This is a genomic window from Sorangium sp. So ce726 (assembly GCF_051521405.1).
In the GTDB taxonomy this organism is placed as follows: domain Bacteria; phylum Myxococcota_A; class Polyangia; order Polyangiales; family Polyangiaceae; genus Sorangium.
In genome coordinates this window covers 1,793,571-1,812,789 of record NZ_CP150349.1, presented here as the reverse complement: position 1 = coordinate 1,812,789, position 19,219 = coordinate 1,793,571, and the positions used below count along the sequence as shown (strand labels likewise).

14 protein-coding genes and 1 riboswitch are annotated in these 19,219 nt (G+C 72.5%); of the genes, 6 read left to right on the top strand and 8 right to left on the bottom strand.

What is annotated here, in order from left to right:
• Positions 1-119: 119 nt before the first annotated feature.
• Both WME79_RS06850 and WME79_RS06845 read right to left on the bottom strand, forming a co-directional pair.
• Positions 120-1,877 (bottom strand): thiamine pyrophosphate-binding protein, encoded by a 1,758-nt coding sequence (locus WME79_RS06850; protein ID WP_437533541.1) that lies wholly within the window; start codon positions 1,875-1,877, stop codon positions 120-122.
• A gap of 35 nt (positions 1,878-1,912) precedes the next feature.
• Positions 1,913-2,905 carry a 3-oxoacyl-ACP synthase III family protein gene (locus WME79_RS06845; RefSeq protein ID WP_437533538.1) on the bottom strand — a complete coding sequence of 331 codons (993 nt, stop codon included), beginning with the start codon at positions 2,903-2,905 and terminating at the stop codon, positions 1,913-1,915.
• A 584-nt stretch (positions 2,906-3,489) separates the two neighbouring features.
• On the opposite strand from WME79_RS06845, the gene WME79_RS06840 reads away from it, so the two are divergent.
• Complete coding sequence (locus tag WME79_RS06840; RefSeq protein WP_437533536.1) at positions 3,490-3,960, top strand: ester cyclase; 471 nt, start codon at positions 3,490-3,492, stop codon at positions 3,958-3,960.
• Between the two features lie 9 nt (positions 3,961-3,969).
• Here the strand turns inward: WME79_RS06840 and ggt are convergent, their stop codons facing one another.
• A complete protein-coding gene (gene ggt / locus WME79_RS06835; RefSeq protein WP_437533533.1) occupies positions 3,970-5,895 on the bottom strand; it encodes a gamma-glutamyltransferase in 1,926 nt (641 codons plus the stop codon).
• Positions 5,896-6,119: 224 nt separating this feature from the next.
• Positions 6,120-6,234, top strand: a riboswitch (SAM riboswitch).
• Between the two features lie 36 nt (positions 6,235-6,270).
• Between ggt and WME79_RS06830 the strand changes: the two genes are divergently transcribed.
• Positions 6,271-7,716, top strand: coding sequence for an aminotransferase class V-fold PLP-dependent enzyme (locus WME79_RS06830; RefSeq protein ID WP_437533530.1), 1,446 nt, complete (start codon positions 6,271-6,273; stop codon positions 7,714-7,716).
• Between the two features lie 6 nt (positions 7,717-7,722).
• Here WME79_RS06830 and WME79_RS06825 read toward each other — a convergent pair whose 3' ends face one another.
• Positions 7,723-8,745, bottom strand: a complete 1,023-nt coding sequence (locus tag WME79_RS06825) for a lipoyl protein ligase domain-containing protein (protein WP_437533527.1) — start codon at positions 8,743-8,745, stop codon at positions 7,723-7,725.
• 273 nt (positions 8,746-9,018) lie between these two features.
• Here WME79_RS06825 and WME79_RS06820 point away from each other — a divergent pair, with 273 nt between their 5' ends.
• Entirely contained in the window at positions 9,019-9,963 is a 945-nt protein-coding gene (locus tag WME79_RS06820; protein WP_437533524.1) for a serine/threonine-protein kinase, read from the top strand.
• A 46-nt stretch (positions 9,964-10,009) separates the two neighbouring features.
• Here the strand turns inward: WME79_RS06820 and WME79_RS06815 are convergent, their stop codons facing one another.
• The 4 genes from WME79_RS06815 to WME79_RS06800 form a co-directional block, all read right to left on the bottom strand.
• A complete protein-coding gene (locus WME79_RS06815) occupies positions 10,010-10,573 on the bottom strand; it encodes a hypothetical protein (RefSeq protein WP_437533521.1) in 564 nt (187 codons plus the stop codon).
• Positions 10,574-10,706: 133 nt separating this feature from the next.
• Positions 10,707-12,047, bottom strand: a complete 1,341-nt coding sequence (locus tag WME79_RS06810; RefSeq protein ID WP_437533519.1) for a DUF2169 domain-containing protein — start codon at positions 12,045-12,047, stop codon at positions 10,707-10,709.
• An 82-nt stretch (positions 12,048-12,129) separates the two neighbouring features.
• Positions 12,130-13,386, bottom strand: a complete 1,257-nt coding sequence (locus tag WME79_RS06805) for a TIGR02270 family protein (RefSeq protein WP_437533516.1) — start codon at positions 13,384-13,386, stop codon at positions 12,130-12,132.
• Positions 13,387-13,478: 92 nt separating this feature from the next.
• Positions 13,479-15,641, bottom strand: a complete 2,163-nt coding sequence (locus WME79_RS06800) for a type VI secretion system Vgr family protein (RefSeq protein WP_437533513.1) — start codon at positions 15,639-15,641, stop codon at positions 13,479-13,481.
• 139 nt (positions 15,642-15,780) lie between these two features.
• Between WME79_RS06800 and WME79_RS06795 the strand changes: the two genes are divergently transcribed.
• The 3 genes from WME79_RS06795 to WME79_RS06785 are packed head-to-tail and all read left to right on the top strand — an operon-like array spanning position 15,781 to position 19,219.
• On the top strand, positions 15,781-16,803 hold the full coding sequence (locus WME79_RS06795) for a DUF2169 family type VI secretion system accessory protein (RefSeq protein WP_437533510.1): 1,023 nt from the start codon (positions 15,781-15,783) through the stop codon (positions 16,801-16,803).
• Positions 16,800-17,897, top strand: a complete 1,098-nt coding sequence (locus WME79_RS06790) for a beta-ketoacyl synthase N-terminal-like domain-containing protein (protein ID WP_437533507.1) — start codon at positions 16,800-16,802, stop codon at positions 17,895-17,897. Before WME79_RS06795 ends, WME79_RS06790 begins: the two co-directional genes overlap by 4 nt.
• Positions 17,894-19,219: a PAAR-like domain-containing protein gene (locus WME79_RS06785; RefSeq protein WP_437533504.1), complete on the top strand. Its 1,326-nt coding sequence runs from the start codon at positions 17,894-17,896 to the stop codon at positions 19,217-19,219. The genes WME79_RS06790 and WME79_RS06785 overlap by 4 nt, the downstream gene beginning before the upstream one ends.

The following is a 19,219-nucleotide window of genomic DNA, read 5'->3' as shown; positions in this document are numbered from 1 at the left end:
ATAATTCAAAATCAACACGCCTCGATCCATCAAATCCATTTGAGACGACACGCGCGAACGCGACTCCACGAGACACGAGCTCGCTCGAGATCGCCGCGCGATGGCGCCTCCGCGCGCGGTCATGCTGCGAACGCCGACGTCGGTATCGTCGGCGCGTCCGCCCCGAGGAACGGCGCGAACGGCGGGATCTCCTCGCGCAAGAGCCGCAGATCGAGCACGCCAGGCACGTCGCGGTGGTTGTCGCGATAATCGCTCAGGCGTTCGCGCAGCTCCTGCGGCGTGGACGCGGAGCCCACCCAGAGCCGGCCGCCCGGGGCGAGCCCGCCCGCGAGGGTCGCGAAATCGACCTCTGGATAACGAACGGCCTCGATCCGCGACTCGAAGAGGAGCTGTTGGCGCGTGACGCACATCCCGTGCATCGCGTTGTTGAACACGACGAACAGGATGGGCAGGCCGAGATCGACGGCCGTGTGCACCTCCAGGCCGAGCATCAGGAACGAGCCGTCGCCGCAGATGACCGTCGTCCGCGTCCCTGGCTCCGACCCGAGCTGCGCGCCGATGGCGCCGGGGATCGAGTAGCCCATTCCCCCCATCCCGAGCGCGATCGTCGATGTCGAGCCCTCCGGGACGGGGAGGTAGTGCATGGCCGCGGCGGCGCAGTTGCCGGCGTCGAGCACGACGTGGCCCTTCTCCGGCAGGAACGCCGCCAGGATGGCCAGGGCTTCGCTCTGCAGGAGCGTGTCGGGCCCCGCGGCGCCCGGGTCGTCGCCCGGGATGGCCGGCGCGAGGCGGGGCTCATAGCAGCGCCGCGTGTACCCCTCGACCGGAGGGAGCGGTGACATCGGGCGCCTCTCCAGGAGATCGAGCAGCGCGCGGAAGGCGCGGCCGACGTCCGCATAGAGGGTCATCTCGGGCTGAAGGACGCGGTGGATCGCCTCGGGATCGACGTCGATGACGACAAAGCGCTTGTCCTTGAAGCTCTTCTCGACCGCGGCGCGCGTCATCACGTCGAGCGTCGCGCCCGCGGCGATGATGAGATCTGCCTCGTCGCGCAGGTACGCGTGCGCCGACGGGTGTCCCGCCGCGCCGACGGTCCCCAGATACAGCGGGTCGTCGTTCGGAAAATCGGCGCGGGCCGACATCGTGGTCACCACGGGGATACCGACCGCGCGCGCGAACGCCTCGACCGCGCCGGCGTCATCGGAGCGGCGCGTCCCCTGGCCGATGAGGAGCAACGGGCGGCGCGCGCCGCGGATGGCCTCGAGCAGCGGCATCACCTCGCCGATCCCGACCGGCCGCGATCGGCAGAAGCTCGGCAGATCGGAAGGCCAGTCGACCGGGGGCGGGCTGACCTCCTGATCGAAGAGGTCCCGGGGCACGAGGAGCACGGCCGGGCCCTGCCGGCCCGACGTCGCCGCCACGACCGCTTCGCGCAGCATCGGCCAGAAGTCGTGTGGGCTCCTGATCTTTCCGACGTACTTCGAGATCGAGCGCCAGAGCATGACGGCATCGACGCAGTTGCCGATGCCCGACGAGTCCTGGAACGCCCCCCGCCCCTCGAGCGACGTCGGGGGCTGGCCGACGATCGCGAGCACGGGGACCGCCTCGGCGTAGGACTCGGCGATCCCGACAGCCAGGTTGAGCATCCCGCCGCCCGACGTCGCGCAGCAGACCGCGAGGCGCCTGTGGACCCTCGCCCTGCAGTCCGCCATGAACGCGGCGCCCATCTCCGTCCTCGCCAGGACGGAGACCAGCTTCCCCTGCCCGCGCCGATGGATGGCGTCGTGCAGGTGCTCGATGTTCGCGCCGCTCACTCCAAAGACGTATTGAACGTCCCAATCCCTCAGCATCTGGACGAACGCGTCGGCCAACTTCATACAACGTGTACCTTCCGTGCGTGGACCTCGGGCGACTACTGCCAGCGCAGCACCATCGAGCTCACGAAGTCTCCGCCGTTCGAGAATGTCCCGAGCGCGACGATATCGCCGCGTCGAATGCGGCCGCTCTCCAGCGCGTCCGCCAGCGTGACCGGAATCGACCCCTGGAACAGGTTGCCATAACGGGACAGGGTGTCGTGCGTGCGCGGAGGGAGGATCCCTATCCGGGCGCGCCACTCCTTGAGGAACGTCTCGTTCGGCTGGTGGGTGATAAGGAGATTGACGTCGCTCGGCGACAGCCGGGCCTCCGCAAGGCACCGCCCCACCGCGTCGGGCACGAGCTGCAGCGCGTTCGTGCGGATCGCCTCGACCATGTCCCTGGAGAAATTGACAGTGATCGGGCCGCAGCCGCGCTCCCAGTAGTTCTTGAACACCCCGTCGACGACGTCGGGCTCGAAGCGGAACAGGCCGTAGTGCTCGCCGTGGGAGCGCTCGTACCGGGCGATGATCGACGCCGCGCCGGGCATCACGAGCGTGGCCGAGGCGCCGTCGCCGAGCACGGACGACCGGCGGGACTTCTGGAACTCGGGCAGGCGAGAGATGAAATTCGTCACCGTCACCACGACGACGCGCTTGTACTGGCCCGACTCGACGAACGCGCGGGCCGTATTGAGCCCCGACAGGTACGAGGAGCAGCTCGTGTCGATGTTGAGGATCGTCGCCTGCCGGGCGCCGACGCGGTGCTGGATCGCAGGGCCGATGCCCGGCCAGAACGTGTCGGAGAAGATGCAGGAGCACACGAGGAGATCGATCGTCTCGGGGAGGATCCCTGTCCTCTCGAGGAGCCGCTCGACGGCGCGCACGCCCAGGTCCTCGGAGAGGTAATCCGGCGACGCGAACCTCCGCTCGTGAACCCCGCTGAAGAAGGCGTTGTCGGCCAGAGCGTCCTCGGAGCTGCCCTCGGGCGGCTCGTTCACGACCCGGCGCTCTGGCATGAAGCTGACAACATCGATGATCTGAGCCTTCATAATGCCATTTCCCCGGAGCAGGCGTGCCGACGCAGCGCTCGAGGAGCGAGCGTCGAAATGCTGCTACGGCGAGCGACCCAAAGCGGCGCGCGGAGCCAATCACCGCTCCCCGGGATGACCGAGGACGCCGACACCTTCGCTCGACTCGCGGCCAGGTAAACAAGGAACGTGCCGCACAGCTTGCTGCCCCTCGCCGCCTTCGGCGTCTCGACACGCGGATTTGTCGTCTGGACTTGTCGGGCAGATTTCGGCCCTGCTTCACCGACCACAATGCCGAGGGAGGGCAATGGATTATGCGTGGACGGAATCAGCGTCCGCGATCCATTGCGGGAGGCGATGGCCGTTGCTGCTAAAGCATCAGGGTTACTTATCGACTGCTGCCCCGGCAGCACCCGGCGCGTGCGGCGGCCTGGCCCTGCCGCTCTCCCGATGGCGGCGCGCTGTGCGCCTCGTTCGGACGAGCGGCGGGGAGGTGCGCCGGCGGGCGCGACGGCTGCCCGCTGGCGCGCGCATTGCCAAGCGGCACGCCCTTGCTATCCGGGGGCGGTCAATCCGCCGTCACACCCGACAGAGGAGAGGCAACCATGGCGAACATCGATGCGGTCATTCCGATCGCCCCTGCCACGGCCGCGGCGACCGCGGCCCTGGCGGAGCGCGCGGCCTTGCTGACGTTCTACCGCGCCTTCAGCGAGCGGCGGCCGGAGCTCATCGACGAGGCGGTGACCCAGGACTGGGAGGACATCCCGCTGCCCCCCGGTCAAGGGGTGGGCCCGGAGAGCGTCAAGCCCATCCTGCGCGCGTTCTTCAAGGCCTTTCCCGACGTGAAACTCGAGGTGCTGGACATCCTCCAGGAGCCAGGCCGGGCTGCGGTCCGGTCTGTCCTCACGGGGACCCATCGAGACACTTTCTTGGGGGTGGCGCCGAGCGGGAGGGAGATCAGCGTCCCGTGCCACGATTTTCATGCGCTGCGGGGGGGCCGGATCGCGCGGACGTGGCACCTCGAGGACTGGTTCACCGCGCTGGCGCAGATCGGCGCCTGGCCCCCGGCGCCCTGACAAATCGCCTCATCTGGAGGGGAGAAATTCCTGCTCGACCATCGCGCTCCCGCCGTGGCGCCGGATCGGCTCGGCGACCGCGGTCACGGTCCCATCGCCGTTGAAGCGCAGGGCCGTGGCCGCGCCGATCTCGCCTCCCATCGTGCCGGCGTCCGAGAGGACGTGGCCCAGGGACGCGAGCCCCTCGGCCTCCGGGGTGCTCAGGAACGCCGTCTCCGCGTCGGTGGCGCCGTTGCCCGAGTTGCGCTGCGAGAGGCGCGGGGCCGCGAGCGCCTTGTCGATGGGGAGGCCCAGATCGATGGTGCCGACGAGGATCTGCAGCACCGTGGTGATGATGGTGGACCCGCCTGGCGAGCCGAGCGCGAGCTCGGGCTTACCGTCCTTGAAGACGATCGTGGGGCTCATGCTGCTGCGCGGGCGCTTGCCCGGCTCGACCGCGTTGGGGTGCGGCGAGCTCGGGTCAGGCGGGATGTTGAAGTCCGTGAGCTCGTTGTTCAGCAGAAAGCCGTACCCCGGGACGACGATGCCATTGCCGCCCTCGTACTCGATGGTGCAGGTATAGGACACGATGTTCCCGGCGGCGTCGCTGACCGTGATGTGCGTCGTCTCGTTATCGTACGCGTCCTTCGGGCCGGCGCCCCGGCCCCTCGCCGCCGGGGCGCCGCCGGGCGCGGGGCTCGGATCGCTCTGGAATGCGTAGGGATCGCCCGGCGCCGCCGCGGCCGAAGGGGCCTCGGCGAGATCGATGAGGGCGCGCCGCGCGTCCGCGTAGTCCTTCGAGAGCAGCCCCTTGACGGGGGCGTCCACGAACTCGGGATCGCCGAGGAAGGCGCCTCGATCGGCGAACGCGAGCCGGGAGGCGCCGAGGTAGCGGTGCAGCACCTCGACCGGCGTGAGGGTCGCCGTGTCATACCCCTCGAGCAGGTTCAACGCCTCCTCGACGGCGATCCCGCCGCTGCTCGGGAGGCCCAGACCGTAGATGGTGGTATCGCGGTACGTCGTCGAGAGCGCGGGGCGGACGCGGGCCTCGTAGCCCTGGAGGTCCGAGAGCTCGATGACCCCGGCGCGGACGTTGAGCGCGCTCCCGGGCTCGACCGGAGGCGACTTCACCGCGGCGACGATGGCCTCGGCCACCCGCCCTTCGTAGAACGCCTTCTCTCCCCCCTCGGCGATGAGCCTGTAGGTGCCGGCCAGATCCGGGTTCTTGAAGATCGTGCCGAGCGGCCACGGCTCGCCGTCGGGCCCCAGGAAGAGCTTTTTGCTGCTCGTGATCGCCTGGAATCGCGCGAGGTTGCGGCGGGTCTGCTCGAGGAAGGTCGCGTCGACGTCGAACCCCGCCTCGGCGACCTGGATGGCCCGCTTCAGCGCGTCTCCGAGCCCGAGCGTTCCATGGCGGCGGAGCGCCTCGCTCCAGCCCCGCACCGTGCCGGGCACGCCGACCGACAGGCCGCTCGTGACGAGCTCATTGAACGCGATCGGCGCGCCGTCTTCATAAAAGGACCTCGCCTCGAGCCGGGACGGCGCCGTCTCGCGGTGATCCAGGGCGATCACCTTGCCCTCGCCAGCCAGGTAGACGAGCATGAAGCCGCCGCCGCCGATACCGCAGGAGAACGGGTCGGTCACGCCGAGCACGCCCGCCGCGGCGACCGCGGCGTCGACGGCGTTGCCCCCTCGCTTCAGGACCTCGATGGCGGCCAGCGTGCCGCGGAGATCGACCGTCGCCGCCGCCCCCCGCCGCCCGGTCGCCGTCGGCGCGATCTCCGGGAGCCGGACGAACGGGTCGTCCTCGGCGGCGTCCGGTTCCGCGCCTGCGTCGCCCGACGTGGACGACGTGGAGCCGCCGTGGCCCACCGGAGCGAGCCTCTCGTCCGTGCCGCAGGAGCTGCAGGAGGCGCAAAGGAGGAAGAGAGCGAGAAGGAGTGTGGGTTTCGTCATGGGTTCTCTCGGGATGCGCTGGAGGACGCAGGGCCCACGGTCACACCCCGCCTCGTGCGGCAGAGTCGGCCGTGAGGGCCCTGTCCAGGAGCCGCGATGTGCGGCATCGCATTGCCCCGGAGATTCACAATGCAACCACCGTACCGGCGCTCGCAGCCGAGCGGGCGGCTGCAATGTCGGGTCAGTCCTTGCCACAACGAAGCAATCGAGGTAATGGTTCGGCAGGTCATGAGCGCCAGCGCGTAGCCCCGGCTCGCTGGCCGACAACCCTCCGAACCGCGGTGGGGTGTCCCGGGTGACGACCTGGCCGGCCGCATGTGCGGCAGGCAAGCGCGGACTCTGGTCGCCCGGAGTCCCCTGGACTCGCGAGGTGGTATGTCGATCGCTTCCATCGTGGATTCGCGCCCTGCCGCGGGCGCGCAGGCGTCGTCCGATCTCGACGCTTTCCCTTTACCCGTCGTCGGGGCGGACCTGTCCGTGCCGCTCGTCACCGGCGAGCAGGTGCGTTATGTGAACCTCGATTACGCGGCCAGCGCTCCTTGCCTGCGCTCGGTGCTCGACGCGGTCGCGGCGCTGCTTCCCTGGTACAGCAGCGTGCACCGCGGCGCGGGGTTCGCGTCCACCGTGACGACGGAGCTCTATGCCGCCGCCCGCCAGGAGGTGGGCGACTTCGTGGGAGCGCGCGCCGAGGACACGGTGGTGTTCACGAGGAACACCACCGATGCGCTCAACCTGCTCGCCGCGGCGCTGCCCGAGGACACGACGGTGGTGACGTTCGCCTCGGAGCACCACGCGAACCAGCTGCCGTGGCGGCGCGGCCGGTGCGTCGTCCTCCCGGTGCCCGTGAGCGCTGAGGAGGCGGTCATGCGGGCCGAAGACGCGCTCCGCGACGTGACCTCGCGCCATCGGTTGCTCGCCGTGACGGGGGCGAGCAATGTCACGGGCGAGCTGTGGCCGCTCCCGGAGCTCGCCGCGGTCGCCCATCGCCACAGGGCACGGCTCGCCGTGGACGCGGCTCAGCTCGCGCCCCACTGCGCGATCGAACTCGCCAGGATCGGGGCCGATTACGTCGCGCTGTCCGGTCACAAGCTCTATGCCCCCTTCGGCGGCGGCGTGCTCGTCGGCCGCGGGGACTGGCTCGATGCCGCGCGTCCCTACCTCGCCGGCGGAGGCGCCGTCCGGCGCGTCACGCGCAACGACGTCGAATGGGCGAGCGGCCCGCACCGCCACGAGGCCGGGACGCCCAACGTGGTCGGGGCGGTGTCCCTGGCGGCTGCGTGCCGCGCGCTCTCCGCGGTGGGCATGTCCGCCGTGGCGGCGCATGAGGCGAGCCTGCTCGACCGCCTCACGCGCGGTCTCCACGCCCTGCCGGGGGTCAAGCGCCTCGCGATGTGGGGCCCGGCGAGCCCCCGGATCGGCGTCGTGACGTTCAATGTGCGGGGTTTCCATCCCGGCGCGGTCGCCGCGGCCCTGAGCGCCGAGCACGGCATCGGTGTCCGGGATGGCTCGTTCTGCGCGCACCCGCTCATGATGGCGCTCGCCAGGAATCGCGCGCCGGAGGCGAGCGACGACGCGGCGGTACCCCTCGCGGTGCGGGTGAGCTTCGGCGTCGGCACCAGCGCCGCGGACGTCGATCGGTTCCTCCTCGCGCTCGCCGATCTCGTCGCCCAGGGTCCCCGCTGGCGTTATCGCCTCGACGCAGGGCGATACGTCCCCGATCCGGATCCTCGCCCGCGCCCTGCGCTGGCCGGCCTCCTCGCCGGAGGCGCGGCGGACGGGCCCCTGGCGAGCCAGCTCGCGCCCTGCGAGGCGCCCCTCTGAGGCGGATCAGCCCCCGGGGGCGCGGCCCACGGCGAGCGCGCGCCGCGCGAGCGCGCGCAGGTCGGCGAGGGTCGCCCCCTCCAGCGGCGAGGCCTCGACGTCGACGTCCTCGCCGCGCGCCGGCGCATCACCCCGGCCGAGCGCATCGAGGAGCCAGCGCGCCGTGAGGACGTCGCCACCGAGCCACGCGCGCGCCGGCGGAACGGGAGCGTGCGGAACGTCGAAGACCGCCGCGGCCTCGATCCAGCCGATGGGCACGCGCGCCAGCACCGCGGCGGAGGCGCCCGGCGGCACCGGGTCGTCGGGCGCGGTCAGGGGCTGGAAGCGCTCGGCCGCGAGCTCGGGCGCCTCGCCGCCGTCGATCAGCGGGAGCGCGGCGCGGAGGGCGACCCCCTCGACGACGGCGCGCGCGAGCTCCTCGAGCGAGAGGCGCGCCGGAACGACATCGGAGAGCGCGGCCGGGGCCTTGCCCAGCCAGCGGTCGATGACGCGCTCGTCCGGGGCCGCGAGCTGCGGGGGGATCGCGAGCGCCGCGTCGAGGCCCGCGAAGACCTCGATGAGGACCGCGCCGTCCGGCGTGGCGTCGAGGCCGAGCAGCGCGGCGGGGCGGTGCTGCAGCGAGATCCACTCGCGCCCGAAGTAATGCGCGGGCGCGCCAGCGCGGGAGAAGCCCTTGAGAAAGCCGCGCACGTTGCGGTTGAGGACGGTCCGGGCCGTGGCGTCGGGCGCGAGCGCGGCGGCGTGCGGCAGCGCGAGGGTCCACACGACGCCGCGCCCACCGAGGAAAGCGGCGGTGCCGGTCGTGGCGCGCCGCAGGACCTTCGCGCCGCGCGCGGCGCAGGCAGGAAGGTCGACAACGCGCGCTGCGCGCTGGGCCGCGCCCAGCACCACGGCGGGGCCCTCGACGAGGCTGGCGGCGAGCCAGGGCGCCGCCTCTGCCGCGCGGGCGCGCGCGAGCAGCGCAGGGCCGAGCGCGAGCGCGTCCTCGAGGGGACGATGAACCGGCGGGAGCGAGCGCATGGCGGACATCGAGGGAGTCTCCTTGGCGTGAAGCTCGGCGCGCGGCGATGGGCGGTCGCCAGTACCGCCTGCCAGGGATCCGGAGCGAGAGTTCAACGCAAAGGCGCCAAGGCGCGAAGGCGCAAAGAAGAACAAATCTCTTGCATTTTTGCGTCTTTGCGCCTTGGCGCCTTTGCGTTGAACTCTCGCTCGCCTCGCGAGGCAGATCCCTTGCGAGAGGGGCACGGACGAGGCCCGGCGAGACGAGGCCCGGCGGAGAGGCGCCGGTGGTAACATCGCTCCATGGTGACCGAAGAGGAGCTGGCCGAGCAGCGCGTCGGCACGTGGATCGGCCCCTGGGCGGTGGAGCGCGTCCTCGGGGTCGGCGGCATGGCGAGCGTCTTCTTTTGCCGGCGGGCTGACGGGTGCGTGGCGGCGGTCAAGCTCCTGCACGCCGAGCTCGCCGAGATCGAGGCGGTGCGAAAGCGGTTCTTGCGCGAGGGGCCGATCGGGAGCGCGCTGGCCGCCGTGGCGCCGCTCTGCGAGGGGCTCCCCCAGGTGCTGGAAGCCGCGGCCACGGCCGACGGCCTGGTCTACATGGCCATGGAGGTGCTCGAGGGAGAGACCGTGTTCGATCGCATGGCGCGGCACGGGACGCTCCCTGTCGGCCAGGTGATCGCGCTCGCCGAGCGGGTCCTCGAAGTGCTGAGCGTGGCGCACGAGCACGGCGTCGTTCACCGCGATCTCAAGCCCGAGAACCTCCACATCGGCAACGACGGGCACGTGCGGGTGCTCGATTTCGGCCTCGCGCGCGTCCTCGACCCGCTGCTCGAGGACGTCGCCGGGATGCCGGAGATGACGAAGACCAAGACGGGCGTGTCGATCGGCACCGACGATTACATGGCGCCCGAGCAGGCCCTGGGCCTCATCCGCGAGATCGACGGCCGGACGGACCTCTTCGGCCTCGGAGCGACGATGTTCCGGCTGCTCGCGGGCCGCACGATCCACGGCAACCTGGACGACGCGCGCCTGCTCATCGCGGTCGCCACGGAGAGGGCGCCGCCCCTCGCGCTGCACGCCCCCACGGCGCCGCCCGGCCTGTGCGCCGTCGTCGACCGCGCCCTCGCCTTCCTCAAGCAGGAGCGTTACCCCGACGCGTGGACGATGCGCGCCGATCTCGGCGCCGTGCGCGCCGGTCACGACCCGCCTTATGCGACGGCCGCGGCGCGGCAGCCGCGGGGGGCGTAGGGACCGGGGAAGGCAGCGCTCCACGTGGAACCAGAAGGCGGGAGCATCATCCCACGCGCTCCCAGGCCTCCTGGTCGAGCGCCGGGAAGGTGACGAGGCACGCGCCCGCCTCGATGCCGTCGAGTCGGGCGCGGCCCTCGTCGTCGAGCGATCCTTCCCGGATCGAGCCGTCGGGCAGCTCCACCCGGTAGCGCTCGTACGGGATAGGCCGGTCATCCTCGCCGAGGAGACGGATCTCGATCCAGGTGAGCTCGGTCCTCGGCGCGCGCGGGGCGGCGCTGGCCGGCGCCTGCTCCTCGGCGTCGGCCGCGTCGCCGCCGTAGGACGGCAGCCAGGGCAGGGGCGCCTCGCGGAGCCGCACCCGGCCGCTCAGCAACAGCCGGCTCAGCGCGTCGAGCACGTCGGCGTCGGCCAGGCGGTGGACGACGCTGGCCGGCGCGGCGTCATCGAGGAGCCGCCGGAGCGCCGGGCGGTTGTGGGGCTCGGCGAAGAGCTGGCGCAGCCAGGCGGCCGCGCTCGCGCGAGCGTGGAGCAGGTCCGCGCCGCCCTCGCGGCCGTCGGAGGGCTCGATCGCGAAGCGCCGCGGACCCAGCGATAGCAGCCGCTTCAAACCACCATGCTCCTTCCCGGGCTCGCTCGAGCGTACAGCCTGGCTTCCCGCGAGAAAAGCCCCGCTGCAAGGGGCCGTCCGGCGCCTGGCGCGCGCTGGCGCCTGGCGCGCGCTGGCGCCTGGCGCGCGCTCGTCAGGGCAGGGCGCCCGCCTCGGCCATGGCGGAGAGGAACGCGTCGCCGAGGCCCGCAGGCTCGGCAGCGAGCCCCAGAAGCGGCCCCGGCGGGGCTGCGGCGTCGGGCCGCGAGGGGTCAGCGGGCGCGGGCGCCTGGAGCGGCGCCGGCGGGGCCGGAGGGAGCTCGCGCGGGGCCTCGAACGGCGTCGCTGGCCGGCGGACGCTCATGCTCAGCGGGTCCATCGTCCCTTCGAGCAGATGGTCCTGGATCCTGGGCGCCCGCGGCGCCGCCGGGCCGGCCGGCTGCGGGGCCGGAGGGAGCGCGTGCGGGGCGTCGAACGGTGTCGCTGGACGGCGCGCGCGCGCGCTCAGCGGGGCCATCGTCCCTTCGAGCGGGTGGTCCTCGACCTGCTCCGTCACGGGCGCCGCCACGACGGGCAGCGGCAGCATCGCGCGCGATGGCGCCACCGCCGACGGCGTGGCCGATCGCCCCGCCTCCTGCGCAAAGGGGTCGACCCACCGCAGCGGCTCGCCTGGCAGCTCCACGCCTGCCACGATCCGGAGCGCCGCGAGATCCTCGCCCGCCACGGCCGTGTAGCCTCGCCACACCACCGAACAGCAGCGCCGATCCGCGTCGATCTGCAGGGTGTCGGCGCGCATGGCCAGCGCCGCTCCCTCGCGCGGCGCCCGCTCCTCGCGCCGGAACAGCCGCGCGACGGCCCGCGCGCCCGCGAGCTGCGTCCGCAGCCGCGGCCGCTGCGCGAACATGCCTCCCAGCACGACCCACTCGTCCCCTCGCAGGCCCTCTATCCGCTGCTCGGCCGGCGCTGCCTGGAAGTACGCCCAGTCGAGCCCCTCGGGCACCTCCAGCTCCACGCCCTCGAGCCGCCTGGGATCCGCCGCGCCGAGCAGCGCCTCGCGCCGCGGCCAGCGGCGGGACAGCGGCCCCATCCCGTCCACCCGCACGCGCCGCTGCCCCTCGCTCCCCGGCGCGGGCCCGTCGAGCGCCAACCATCGGTCGAGCCGCAGCGCCCCCTCCTGCACGACGGCCAGCCGGACCGTGATCTCGCCGGCGACCGTCGGAGGGACCTCGGCGTGCCCCGTCAGCAGCACGTCCGCCTCGCGCAGGTACGGCGCCAGATCCCCCGCCGCGCGCAGCCCCACGCCCGAGGGATCCGGAACCTCGCCGGGCACGATCGGATCCGGCTCGCCGAGCGTCATGGTGCCCTCGGCGACGAGCCCGAACGTCGCCTTGACGACCGCGGTCACGAACCGCTGCCCGCGCAGCTGCCAGACCAGCGTCGCCGCCGAGGCGCGGCCCAGCGACGTGATAGCGACAGGCCATCGAGCGCGGTGCACGGTCCATCCCAGTACCACGCCGCGTCATCCCGGCGCGAGGACGGCGCGCGCCGCCCTCTCCGCCACGCGCAGCGCTCGCTCGCTACCCGCGCTGCCCGAGCGCCTCCTGCTGCGCGAAGCCCGGCCCCCGCACCTCGAACACCCTCCGCCCTCGCTCCCGCAAGCTCAGCTCCACCGCCGCGGCCCCGCGCGCGAGCTGGTTGCCTCCCCGCAGCGCCTTCTCCAGCCCCTCTCGCGTCATCGCCCGCCCGAGCAGGTACCTCGTCCCCGGCCTGTACTCCGCCGCGCGGCGGCGCCACCAGGCGGCCACGCCGGCGACATCGGGAAATGCGAGGTCCTCGTCCGCATCCGCCGCCACGTCCTCGTCGTCCGGATCGTCCGTCGGTCCCGCCCGGAGCCCGTCGGGCGCCCTCCTCGCGAGGTGCTCTGCCGCCAGATCGAGCCCGGTGATCAGCGCGATGGCCTGACCCGCAAGGCGCGAGAGGGCAGGCTCTGCTGCGACCTCCAGGAGCCACGGCACGCCCGCCGGGTCGCCCAGCGCCGCCGTCGCCGCCACCGCCGTCCGCGGGTCCCGAGCGGACCTCGCCAGCGCGCGCAGCCAGGTGGACGCGGCGGCCAGGTCCATCCGCCGCATCGCCATGCTCGCGGACGCCGCTGCGAACCGCCCGTCTCCGCCCGCGAGCTCCCAGAGCACCTGCGCGGACGCGCTCTCGCCGAGCAGCGCCGCTGCCCACGCCGACCAGAAGCGGCACGCCTCGTCGTCGGAGCGGAGCGACGCGCGCACCTCCGGGAGCAGGTCGACCCGCCCGAGCTGCCCTGCCGCCCGCAGCGCTCGCGCGCGCAGCCGCGCGTCGCCTGCGAGCAGCGCGTAGCCGAGCGGCGCGCCCGGGTCCTCCCCGTGCGCCGCGCACGCCGCGATCCCCAGCCATTGCAGCGCCGGCGGGCACCGGCTGGAGGAGAGCCCCGGCAGGAGGCGCCGCACGCGCTCGATCGGCGTCCACCCGAGCGCCGACGCGATGCCCCGCGACAGGTCCGGCGCGCCGCCGCCCACGTCGAGGACCCGCGCGAGCCCCCGCAGGTCCCAGCGATGCACGGCCACGACCGCCGCGCCGAACACCTCGCCCCCCTCGGCCCGCTCGAGCAACGCGCGGCACGCCTGCCAGCCCGCGTCTCCCGCCCCCCTGAGCCCGTCGAGGTGCGCATCCAGCCGGTCGTCGAGCTCGGCCAGGTCATCGAGGTCATAAGCCGGGCTCCGGGCGGCGCGGTCCCGGAGAAGCCACAGGAACGCCGCCTGGTCCGCGTGCTCCTCGCAGAGCGAGGCCTCCAGGGTCGAGCTCATCCAGCCACCGCCGTCCCCCCTCCCCCACCGCTCGCTCGCGTCTCCATGCGCTCTCCTCCGCTCGACCCGCGGGCCTCGATCGGGGCTCGCCTTCAGTTCATCCCGATCTTGCCGCCCTTGACGCTCACGTTGCCCGACGCCTGCACGCTCACGTCGCCGCCGGACTTCACCGCGAGCTTCTGCCCTTCCACCTGGATCGGGCCGTCGGCCTTCACGACGAGCTGCTTTCCCTGCACAACGATGTCGCCGCTCTTCTTGATCAGGATCTGCGCGTCGCCGACCTGGATGGTGAGCTCCTTGCCCACGATGATCGCCTTGTTCTCGCCGACCTCATCCTTCGCGCTCTTGCTGACCGTGACGGTCATGTCCTTGCCCACCGTGATGGCATAGGCCTCGTCCACGCTCACCGACTTGTTCTTGCCGACCGTCTCGTCGCTCGCCTCGCCGACGGATTCGGTCTTGCTCTTGGCGACCGAGATCGACGCCGACTCGCCGATCGAGACGCTCTGGCCGCCGCGCACGTCGACCGACTGGTCCTTGCCGACCGACTCGGTATGGCCGCCCGACACCGAGACGCTCCGGTCGCCGCCGACGTCGAGGCGCTCGTCCTGTCCGATGCTCTCCGTGTGCGTCTTCTTGACCTCGATGGTCTTGTGGCCGCCGACCGCCTCGCGCTGATCGTTGTCCACGCGCTTCGTCCGGTCGCGGACGACGTGGAGCGCCTCGTCGCGGCCGATCTCCTGGGTCTTGTCGTTGCGAACGACGGTGTTCCAGTCCTTCTGGCCGTGGAGGAAGATCTCCTCGGAGCCCTTCCGGTCCTCGAAGCGGAGCTCGTTGAACCCCTCGCCGCCGGACGAGCTGTTCGACTTGAGGGTGCTCTTCGTCTTCTCGGCGGGCAGCGGGTACGGCGGCACGTTGGCGCCATGGTAGACGCTGCCGACGACGAGCGGGCGATCCGGGTCGCCCTCGATGAAGTCGACGACGACCTCGTGGCCGATGCGCGGCAGGATGACCGCTCCCCACGCGCCGCCGGCCCACGCCTGGCTCACCCGGATCCAGCACGAGCTGCGCTCGTCCCGCTTGCCCTGCCGGTCCCAGTGGAACTGCACCTTGATGCGCCCGTGCTCGTCCGTGTAGATCTCCTCGCCCGCAGGGCCGGTGACGATCGCGGTCTGGACGCCCCTGATCGAGGGCTTCGGCGTGATGAGCGGCGGGCGGAGCGGGACGGCGGCGGGGATGGCCTGGAACCGGGTTTCACAGGGCGACCTGCCCTCGCTCGCCACGGCATCCATCGCAGGCTCGTGGCCGCTGTGCTCGACGCGGACGAGGAGATAAGACTGGTTGATGTCGTCGCTCGGGTGCTCGGCGAGCGAGAAGGTGCGGCCGGCGAGCAGGCGAGGGCACACGGCCTCGCCCTCGGCGGTGCGGCGCCTCGCCGCGAGCTCCTCCAGCCGGACGCGCGCGCGCTCCCGGCCCGCGCCCGGCGCATCGTAGTCGCCGGGGTGGTCGTATATCTCGAGATCGTCGTCGCGCTCGCCCTGCTCGGAGCTCTCCAGCGAGAGATCCGGCTTCTTGAAGTTGTAATCACGCAGCGTGACCTTGCCGGGCCGGAGCTGCTCGGCATAGCGGAAACGGGAGACGTGCTCGCCGCTGATGAGCGCGCCGAGCGGCGGGCGGAAGACGAGCGTCGCCTCGCCGTCGATCGGGGGGTGGGCCGAGGGCGAGTCGCAGAGCACGAGCACGTGCGCGCTGGCGTCGTGATCGAACCAGTAGGAGATGCCTTCCTCCTCCATCAGCCGGCAGGCAAAGGCCCAGTCGCTCTCGCGGTACTGCACGCAATACTCGCGGGTCGCATAGCTCTTCTGGAGCGAGAAGCGGCAGCCGTCGGAGGCGACCCCGGCGGCGCCAAAGACCTTCTTCAGGATGTCGGGGACCGAGAGCTCCTGGAAGATGCGGCTGTCGCGCCGGTGGAGCAGGCGAAAGACGTCGGGCACCAGCACGGCCCTGTAGGCGGTGAGCCTCTTCCCCTCTTCTCCCAGCTCGAAATGAGCGATGATCCCGTGGACGTGGCGGACGTCCTCGTTGGCCTGGAACGTGAGCGACGCGCGCTTGCCGATCGCATCGCCGAGGGCGATGTCGCCATCGAGGCTCACCAGCGTGATATCGAACCGGAAGAGCTCGGAGATCGCCTCCTGTCCCTCGAAATGGACGATCCGGAGATCTGCGCTGAGCCCTTCGATCTGCAATGTGTGCACGTGCCCCGCTCCTCCCGAGAGGCGAGCGCACGGGAGCGCGCGCGCGCGAGCGCTCCGATGATACATGTTCCCTGCGGCGCGATGTCGAGCTGCTTGTGCTGCCCGGACGGGTATGAAATGCTCACCGCGCACTGGCTGGATGCCCGCCCTCGACAACCTCACCCCGCTCGCGACCACCGATTTCCCGTCGCTCACCCGGGACGGGGTGGAGTGCCTCGTCGTCGTCGCCGCCGGCAGCTTCGTCCTGCCTGCGCCGGGGCGGCCCGCCGCGGGGCCGCTGCGCCTTTGCGACGAGCAGCCCGCGCCGCGCGCGGCCGACGAGTACTGGGGCGAGCCCGGGGCGTCGAGCCTTCGTTATGAATCGGAGGCCGCGTACACGCGCCCGCTCACGGACGTGCTGCTCCATGGCCATGCATGGACAGCCGGCGGGCGGCGGGCGGCCACGGCCTCGGTCGCGATCCGCGTGGGCCGGCTCGAGAAGCGGGCGCTGGTGTTCGGCGCGCGCGCCTGGCAGCGCGGTGTGGCGGGGCTCTCCGCCTCGATCCCGGAGCCCTTCCGGTCGATGCCGCTCCGCTACGAGCAGAGCTTCGGCGGGGCGGCGGCCGGCGCATACGACGCGCGCAACCCGGTGGGCATGGGCTTCCACGCGAGCGAGCGCGAGGCGCAGGACCGCCCCTTGCCGTTCATCGAGGACCCCGCCGCGCCCATCGAGCGCTGGTCGGACCGGCCTCCGCCGTGCGGCTTCGGTCCGGTGGCCCGGAGCTGGCAGCCGCGCCTCGCTCTCGGGGGCACGTACGACGCGGCGTGGATCGAGCGGCGCGCCCCGCTCTGGCCTGCCGACTTCGACGAGCGCTTCTTCCAGGCGGCGCCGCGCGGCCTCTCTGCCTCGCCGCACCTCCGGGGCGGCGAGCCCGTCGTGCTCGACGGCGTCTCGCCGGACGGCCCGCTCGCGTTCTCGCTGCCCGTGTGCCGGGTGGTCGCGAAGTGCGCCTTCGCGCGGCGCGTGGTGCGGCGGCTCATGACCCTCGACTCGGTCTACCTGGAGCCGGACGAGCGGCGCGTCTCGCTCGTCTACCGCGCGACGTTCGTGGCCCACGGCGAGCTCGCCGGGCACGAGGCCACCACGGTCCGCCTGCTGGAGCCGTGGGAGAACGCGCCGTGAGCGGCGAGCGCGTCGTGGGCCTCGGGCTGTGCACGCCGGTCGGGACGACCGCGGAGATGACGCTCGCGTCGATGCGGGCGGGGCTCGCCCGCTTCGCGGAGACCTCGGTGCGGGACGGCGCCGGCCAGCCCGTGCGCGCGTCGCGGCTCTCGACGCTCGATCCGACGTCCACCCGCACCGAGCGGATGATCGAGCTCGGCCGCGCCGCGCTCGACGGCCTGCGGCAACGGCTCGAGGCCCTCCCCGGGCGAGCGCCGCTCTACCTCGGGCTGCCGGAGCCGGGGCTCGGGGCGGAGATCGCGCGGGAGCCGCTCCTCTCGGCGCTGGCGAGGCGCGATCCGGCGGCGCGCGCCGGGGCGCGCGGCGCGATCGAGCTCGCCGGGGCCTACGAGGCAGGGCGCGCGGGCTTCTTCGAGGCGCTCTCCGCGGCGATCGAGGACCTGCGCGCGGGCCGGGCGGGGTCGCTGGCGGTGGTGGGCGCGGTCGACTCGCTCTGCGACGCGGGCTCGCTGGCGGCGCTCTCGGCGGCGCGGCTGCACCTCGGCGCGCAGAACCGCGACGGGCGCGTCCCGGGGGAGGCGGCGGGGTTCGTCGTGCTGGCGCGGCCCGGCGCGGCGGCGACGATGGGCCTCGACGCGCTGGGCGTGGTGCTGGGCGTCGCGCTGGGGGCCGAGCCCACCCCGTTCGCGTCGCAGGTGCCGAGCGCGGCCGACGGGCTGACGGGCGTCTTCCGCGCGCTCCGGGGGGACGCGGCGGCGGGGGCGCGGCGCGTGGACGAGGTGATGAGCTGCCAGCCGGGCGACTCGTTCTGGGCGACGGAGCTCTCGCGCGCGTACCTGCGCAACGCCGCGCTGATGCCGGAGCCGCTCGCGCTGTCGGCCGCGGGCGAGTGGCTGGGCGACGCGGGCGCGGGCGCCGCGCCGGTGATGCTGGCCGCGGCGCTCCAGAGGCGGCGGCGGCGCGCGCTCCCTCCGGGGCAGGCGCCGCGCGCGCTCGTGTACGGCAGCGCGGACGGCGCGCGGGGCCGCGGGGGGCGCGTGGGGGCCTGCGTGGTGGAAGGGGCCGTCGCGGCCCGAGGAAGGGAGGAGCGATGAGCAACGTCTTCGCGAACGGCCGCCTGGTCCTGCACCAGGGCGACGGGCTCACGCACATCGCGGCGCCGCCGGACGTCTGCAAGGTGCCCACGCCGGCCGGCCCGGTGCCCACGCCGTTCGTGAACACGGCGCAGGACGCGATGCTCGCCAAGGGGAGCAAGCAGACGGCGATCGCGGGCAACCCCGTGGCCCTCGCGAGCTCGGAGCTCAGCACGAGCACGGGCGACGAGCCGGGGTCGGCCGGGGGCGTCATCTCGTCGAAGATCAAGGGCAAGCTGACCTGGAGCGGGTCGAGCACGGACGTGAAGGTGGAGGGCAAGGGCGTGGTCCGGTTCCTCGACCCGACCATGCACAACGGCAACACGTTCAACACCGCGTTCATCTCGAACGGGCAGACGGGGCTGGCCTACGGCGACGACGCGCCGTGCGTGGTGTGCCGGCAGACGCTGGACAACCACCGCGTTCACGAGACGAGCGCGGTCGTCGAGACGCTGCTCGCCCTCTTCACGGAGCTCCGGGACAGGTTCCGCGCGCAAGAGGAGCTCCTGCGCAAGTACCTCGCTCTCGTGGAGCAACGGCGGGAGAAGCGGGCCGTGTTCGAGCGCAAGATCGATGAGGAGAGCGTGCTCTTGAAGCAGCTGGAGGCGGCTGCGGCATCCGTGAAGACGGACCTCGACAAGGCGCCCAAGGAGAAGAAGGCCGAGCTCGGCAAGAGCTACAACGAGGCCCAGAAGAAGGTGACGACGAAGCGGGAGGAGATCAAGGCCCTCAGGCGAGAGGCCGAGGCCGCGACCGAGGACCTCACGAAAGAGCTCCGCAAGATCAACGACGAGCTCGGGGCAAAGCCCCCTGTCCTCGGCGAGGACGAGAGGACCGGCACGTACACCAAGCCCTATATGATCGGGGCGTGTATCTGCAAGTGCAGCCAGGCCCCCAAGATGCTCGCGGCCGCCTCCGGCAAGGTCACGCCCGGCTTCAGCGACGCCGTGGAGGCCACCGGGACGTTCGTCCTCGTCGACGGCTTCACGCAGAGCGACCGGCAGAAGGGCGCCCTCGAGAGGCTGAACCGCAACGCATGGGACTGCGCCGCTCCCAAGCTCCTCGAGGCAGGAGGCGCGGGGGGACACAAGGTCAAGACCATGTCGGAGAAGTGGTACTCGCCGCTCGGCGCGACGGTCAAGGTCACGTACACGAAGACGAAAGACGGAGAGAGCTCGAGGAACCCGCAGGAGTTCCGGCACGGAGAGTCGGTGCCTTCGTGCGAGACCTGCCAGGAGCTCATCCCGGAGATGCTCTGCAACAACCAAGAGGAGTGCCCCTGA

What these genes read in the sequence shown, in the direction of transcription:
- WME79_RS06785 (WP_437533504.1), top strand. Translation starts at nt 17,894, where the DNA reads ATGAGCAACGTCTTCGCGAACGGCCGCCTGGTCCTGCACCAGGGCGAC.
- ggt (WP_437533533.1), bottom strand. Translation starts at nt 5,895, where the DNA reads ATGACGAAACCCACACTCCTTCTCGCTCTCTTCCTCCTTTGCGCCTCC.
- WME79_RS06830 (WP_437533530.1), top strand. Translation starts at nt 6,271, where the DNA reads ATGTCGATCGCTTCCATCGTGGATTCGCGCCCTGCCGCGGGCGCGCAG.
- WME79_RS06825 (WP_437533527.1), bottom strand. Translation starts at nt 8,745, where the DNA reads ATGTCCGCCATGCGCTCGCTCCCGCCGGTTCATCGTCCCCTCGAGGAC.
- WME79_RS06820 (WP_437533524.1), top strand. Translation starts at nt 9,019, where the DNA reads ATGGTGACCGAAGAGGAGCTGGCCGAGCAGCGCGTCGGCACGTGGATC.
- WME79_RS06850 (WP_437533541.1), bottom strand. Translation starts at nt 1,877, where the DNA reads ATGAAGTTGGCCGACGCGTTCGTCCAGATGCTGAGGGATTGGGACGTT.
- WME79_RS06805 (WP_437533516.1), bottom strand. Translation starts at nt 13,386, where the DNA reads ATGAGCTCGACCCTGGAGGCCTCGCTCTGCGAGGAGCACGCGGACCAG.
- WME79_RS06845 (WP_437533538.1), bottom strand. Translation starts at nt 2,905, where the DNA reads ATGAAGGCTCAGATCATCGATGTTGTCAGCTTCATGCCAGAGCGCCGG.
- WME79_RS06840 (WP_437533536.1), top strand. Translation starts at nt 3,490, where the DNA reads ATGGCGAACATCGATGCGGTCATTCCGATCGCCCCTGCCACGGCCGCG.
- WME79_RS06795 (WP_437533510.1), top strand. Translation starts at nt 15,781, where the DNA reads ATGCCCGCCCTCGACAACCTCACCCCGCTCGCGACCACCGATTTCCCG.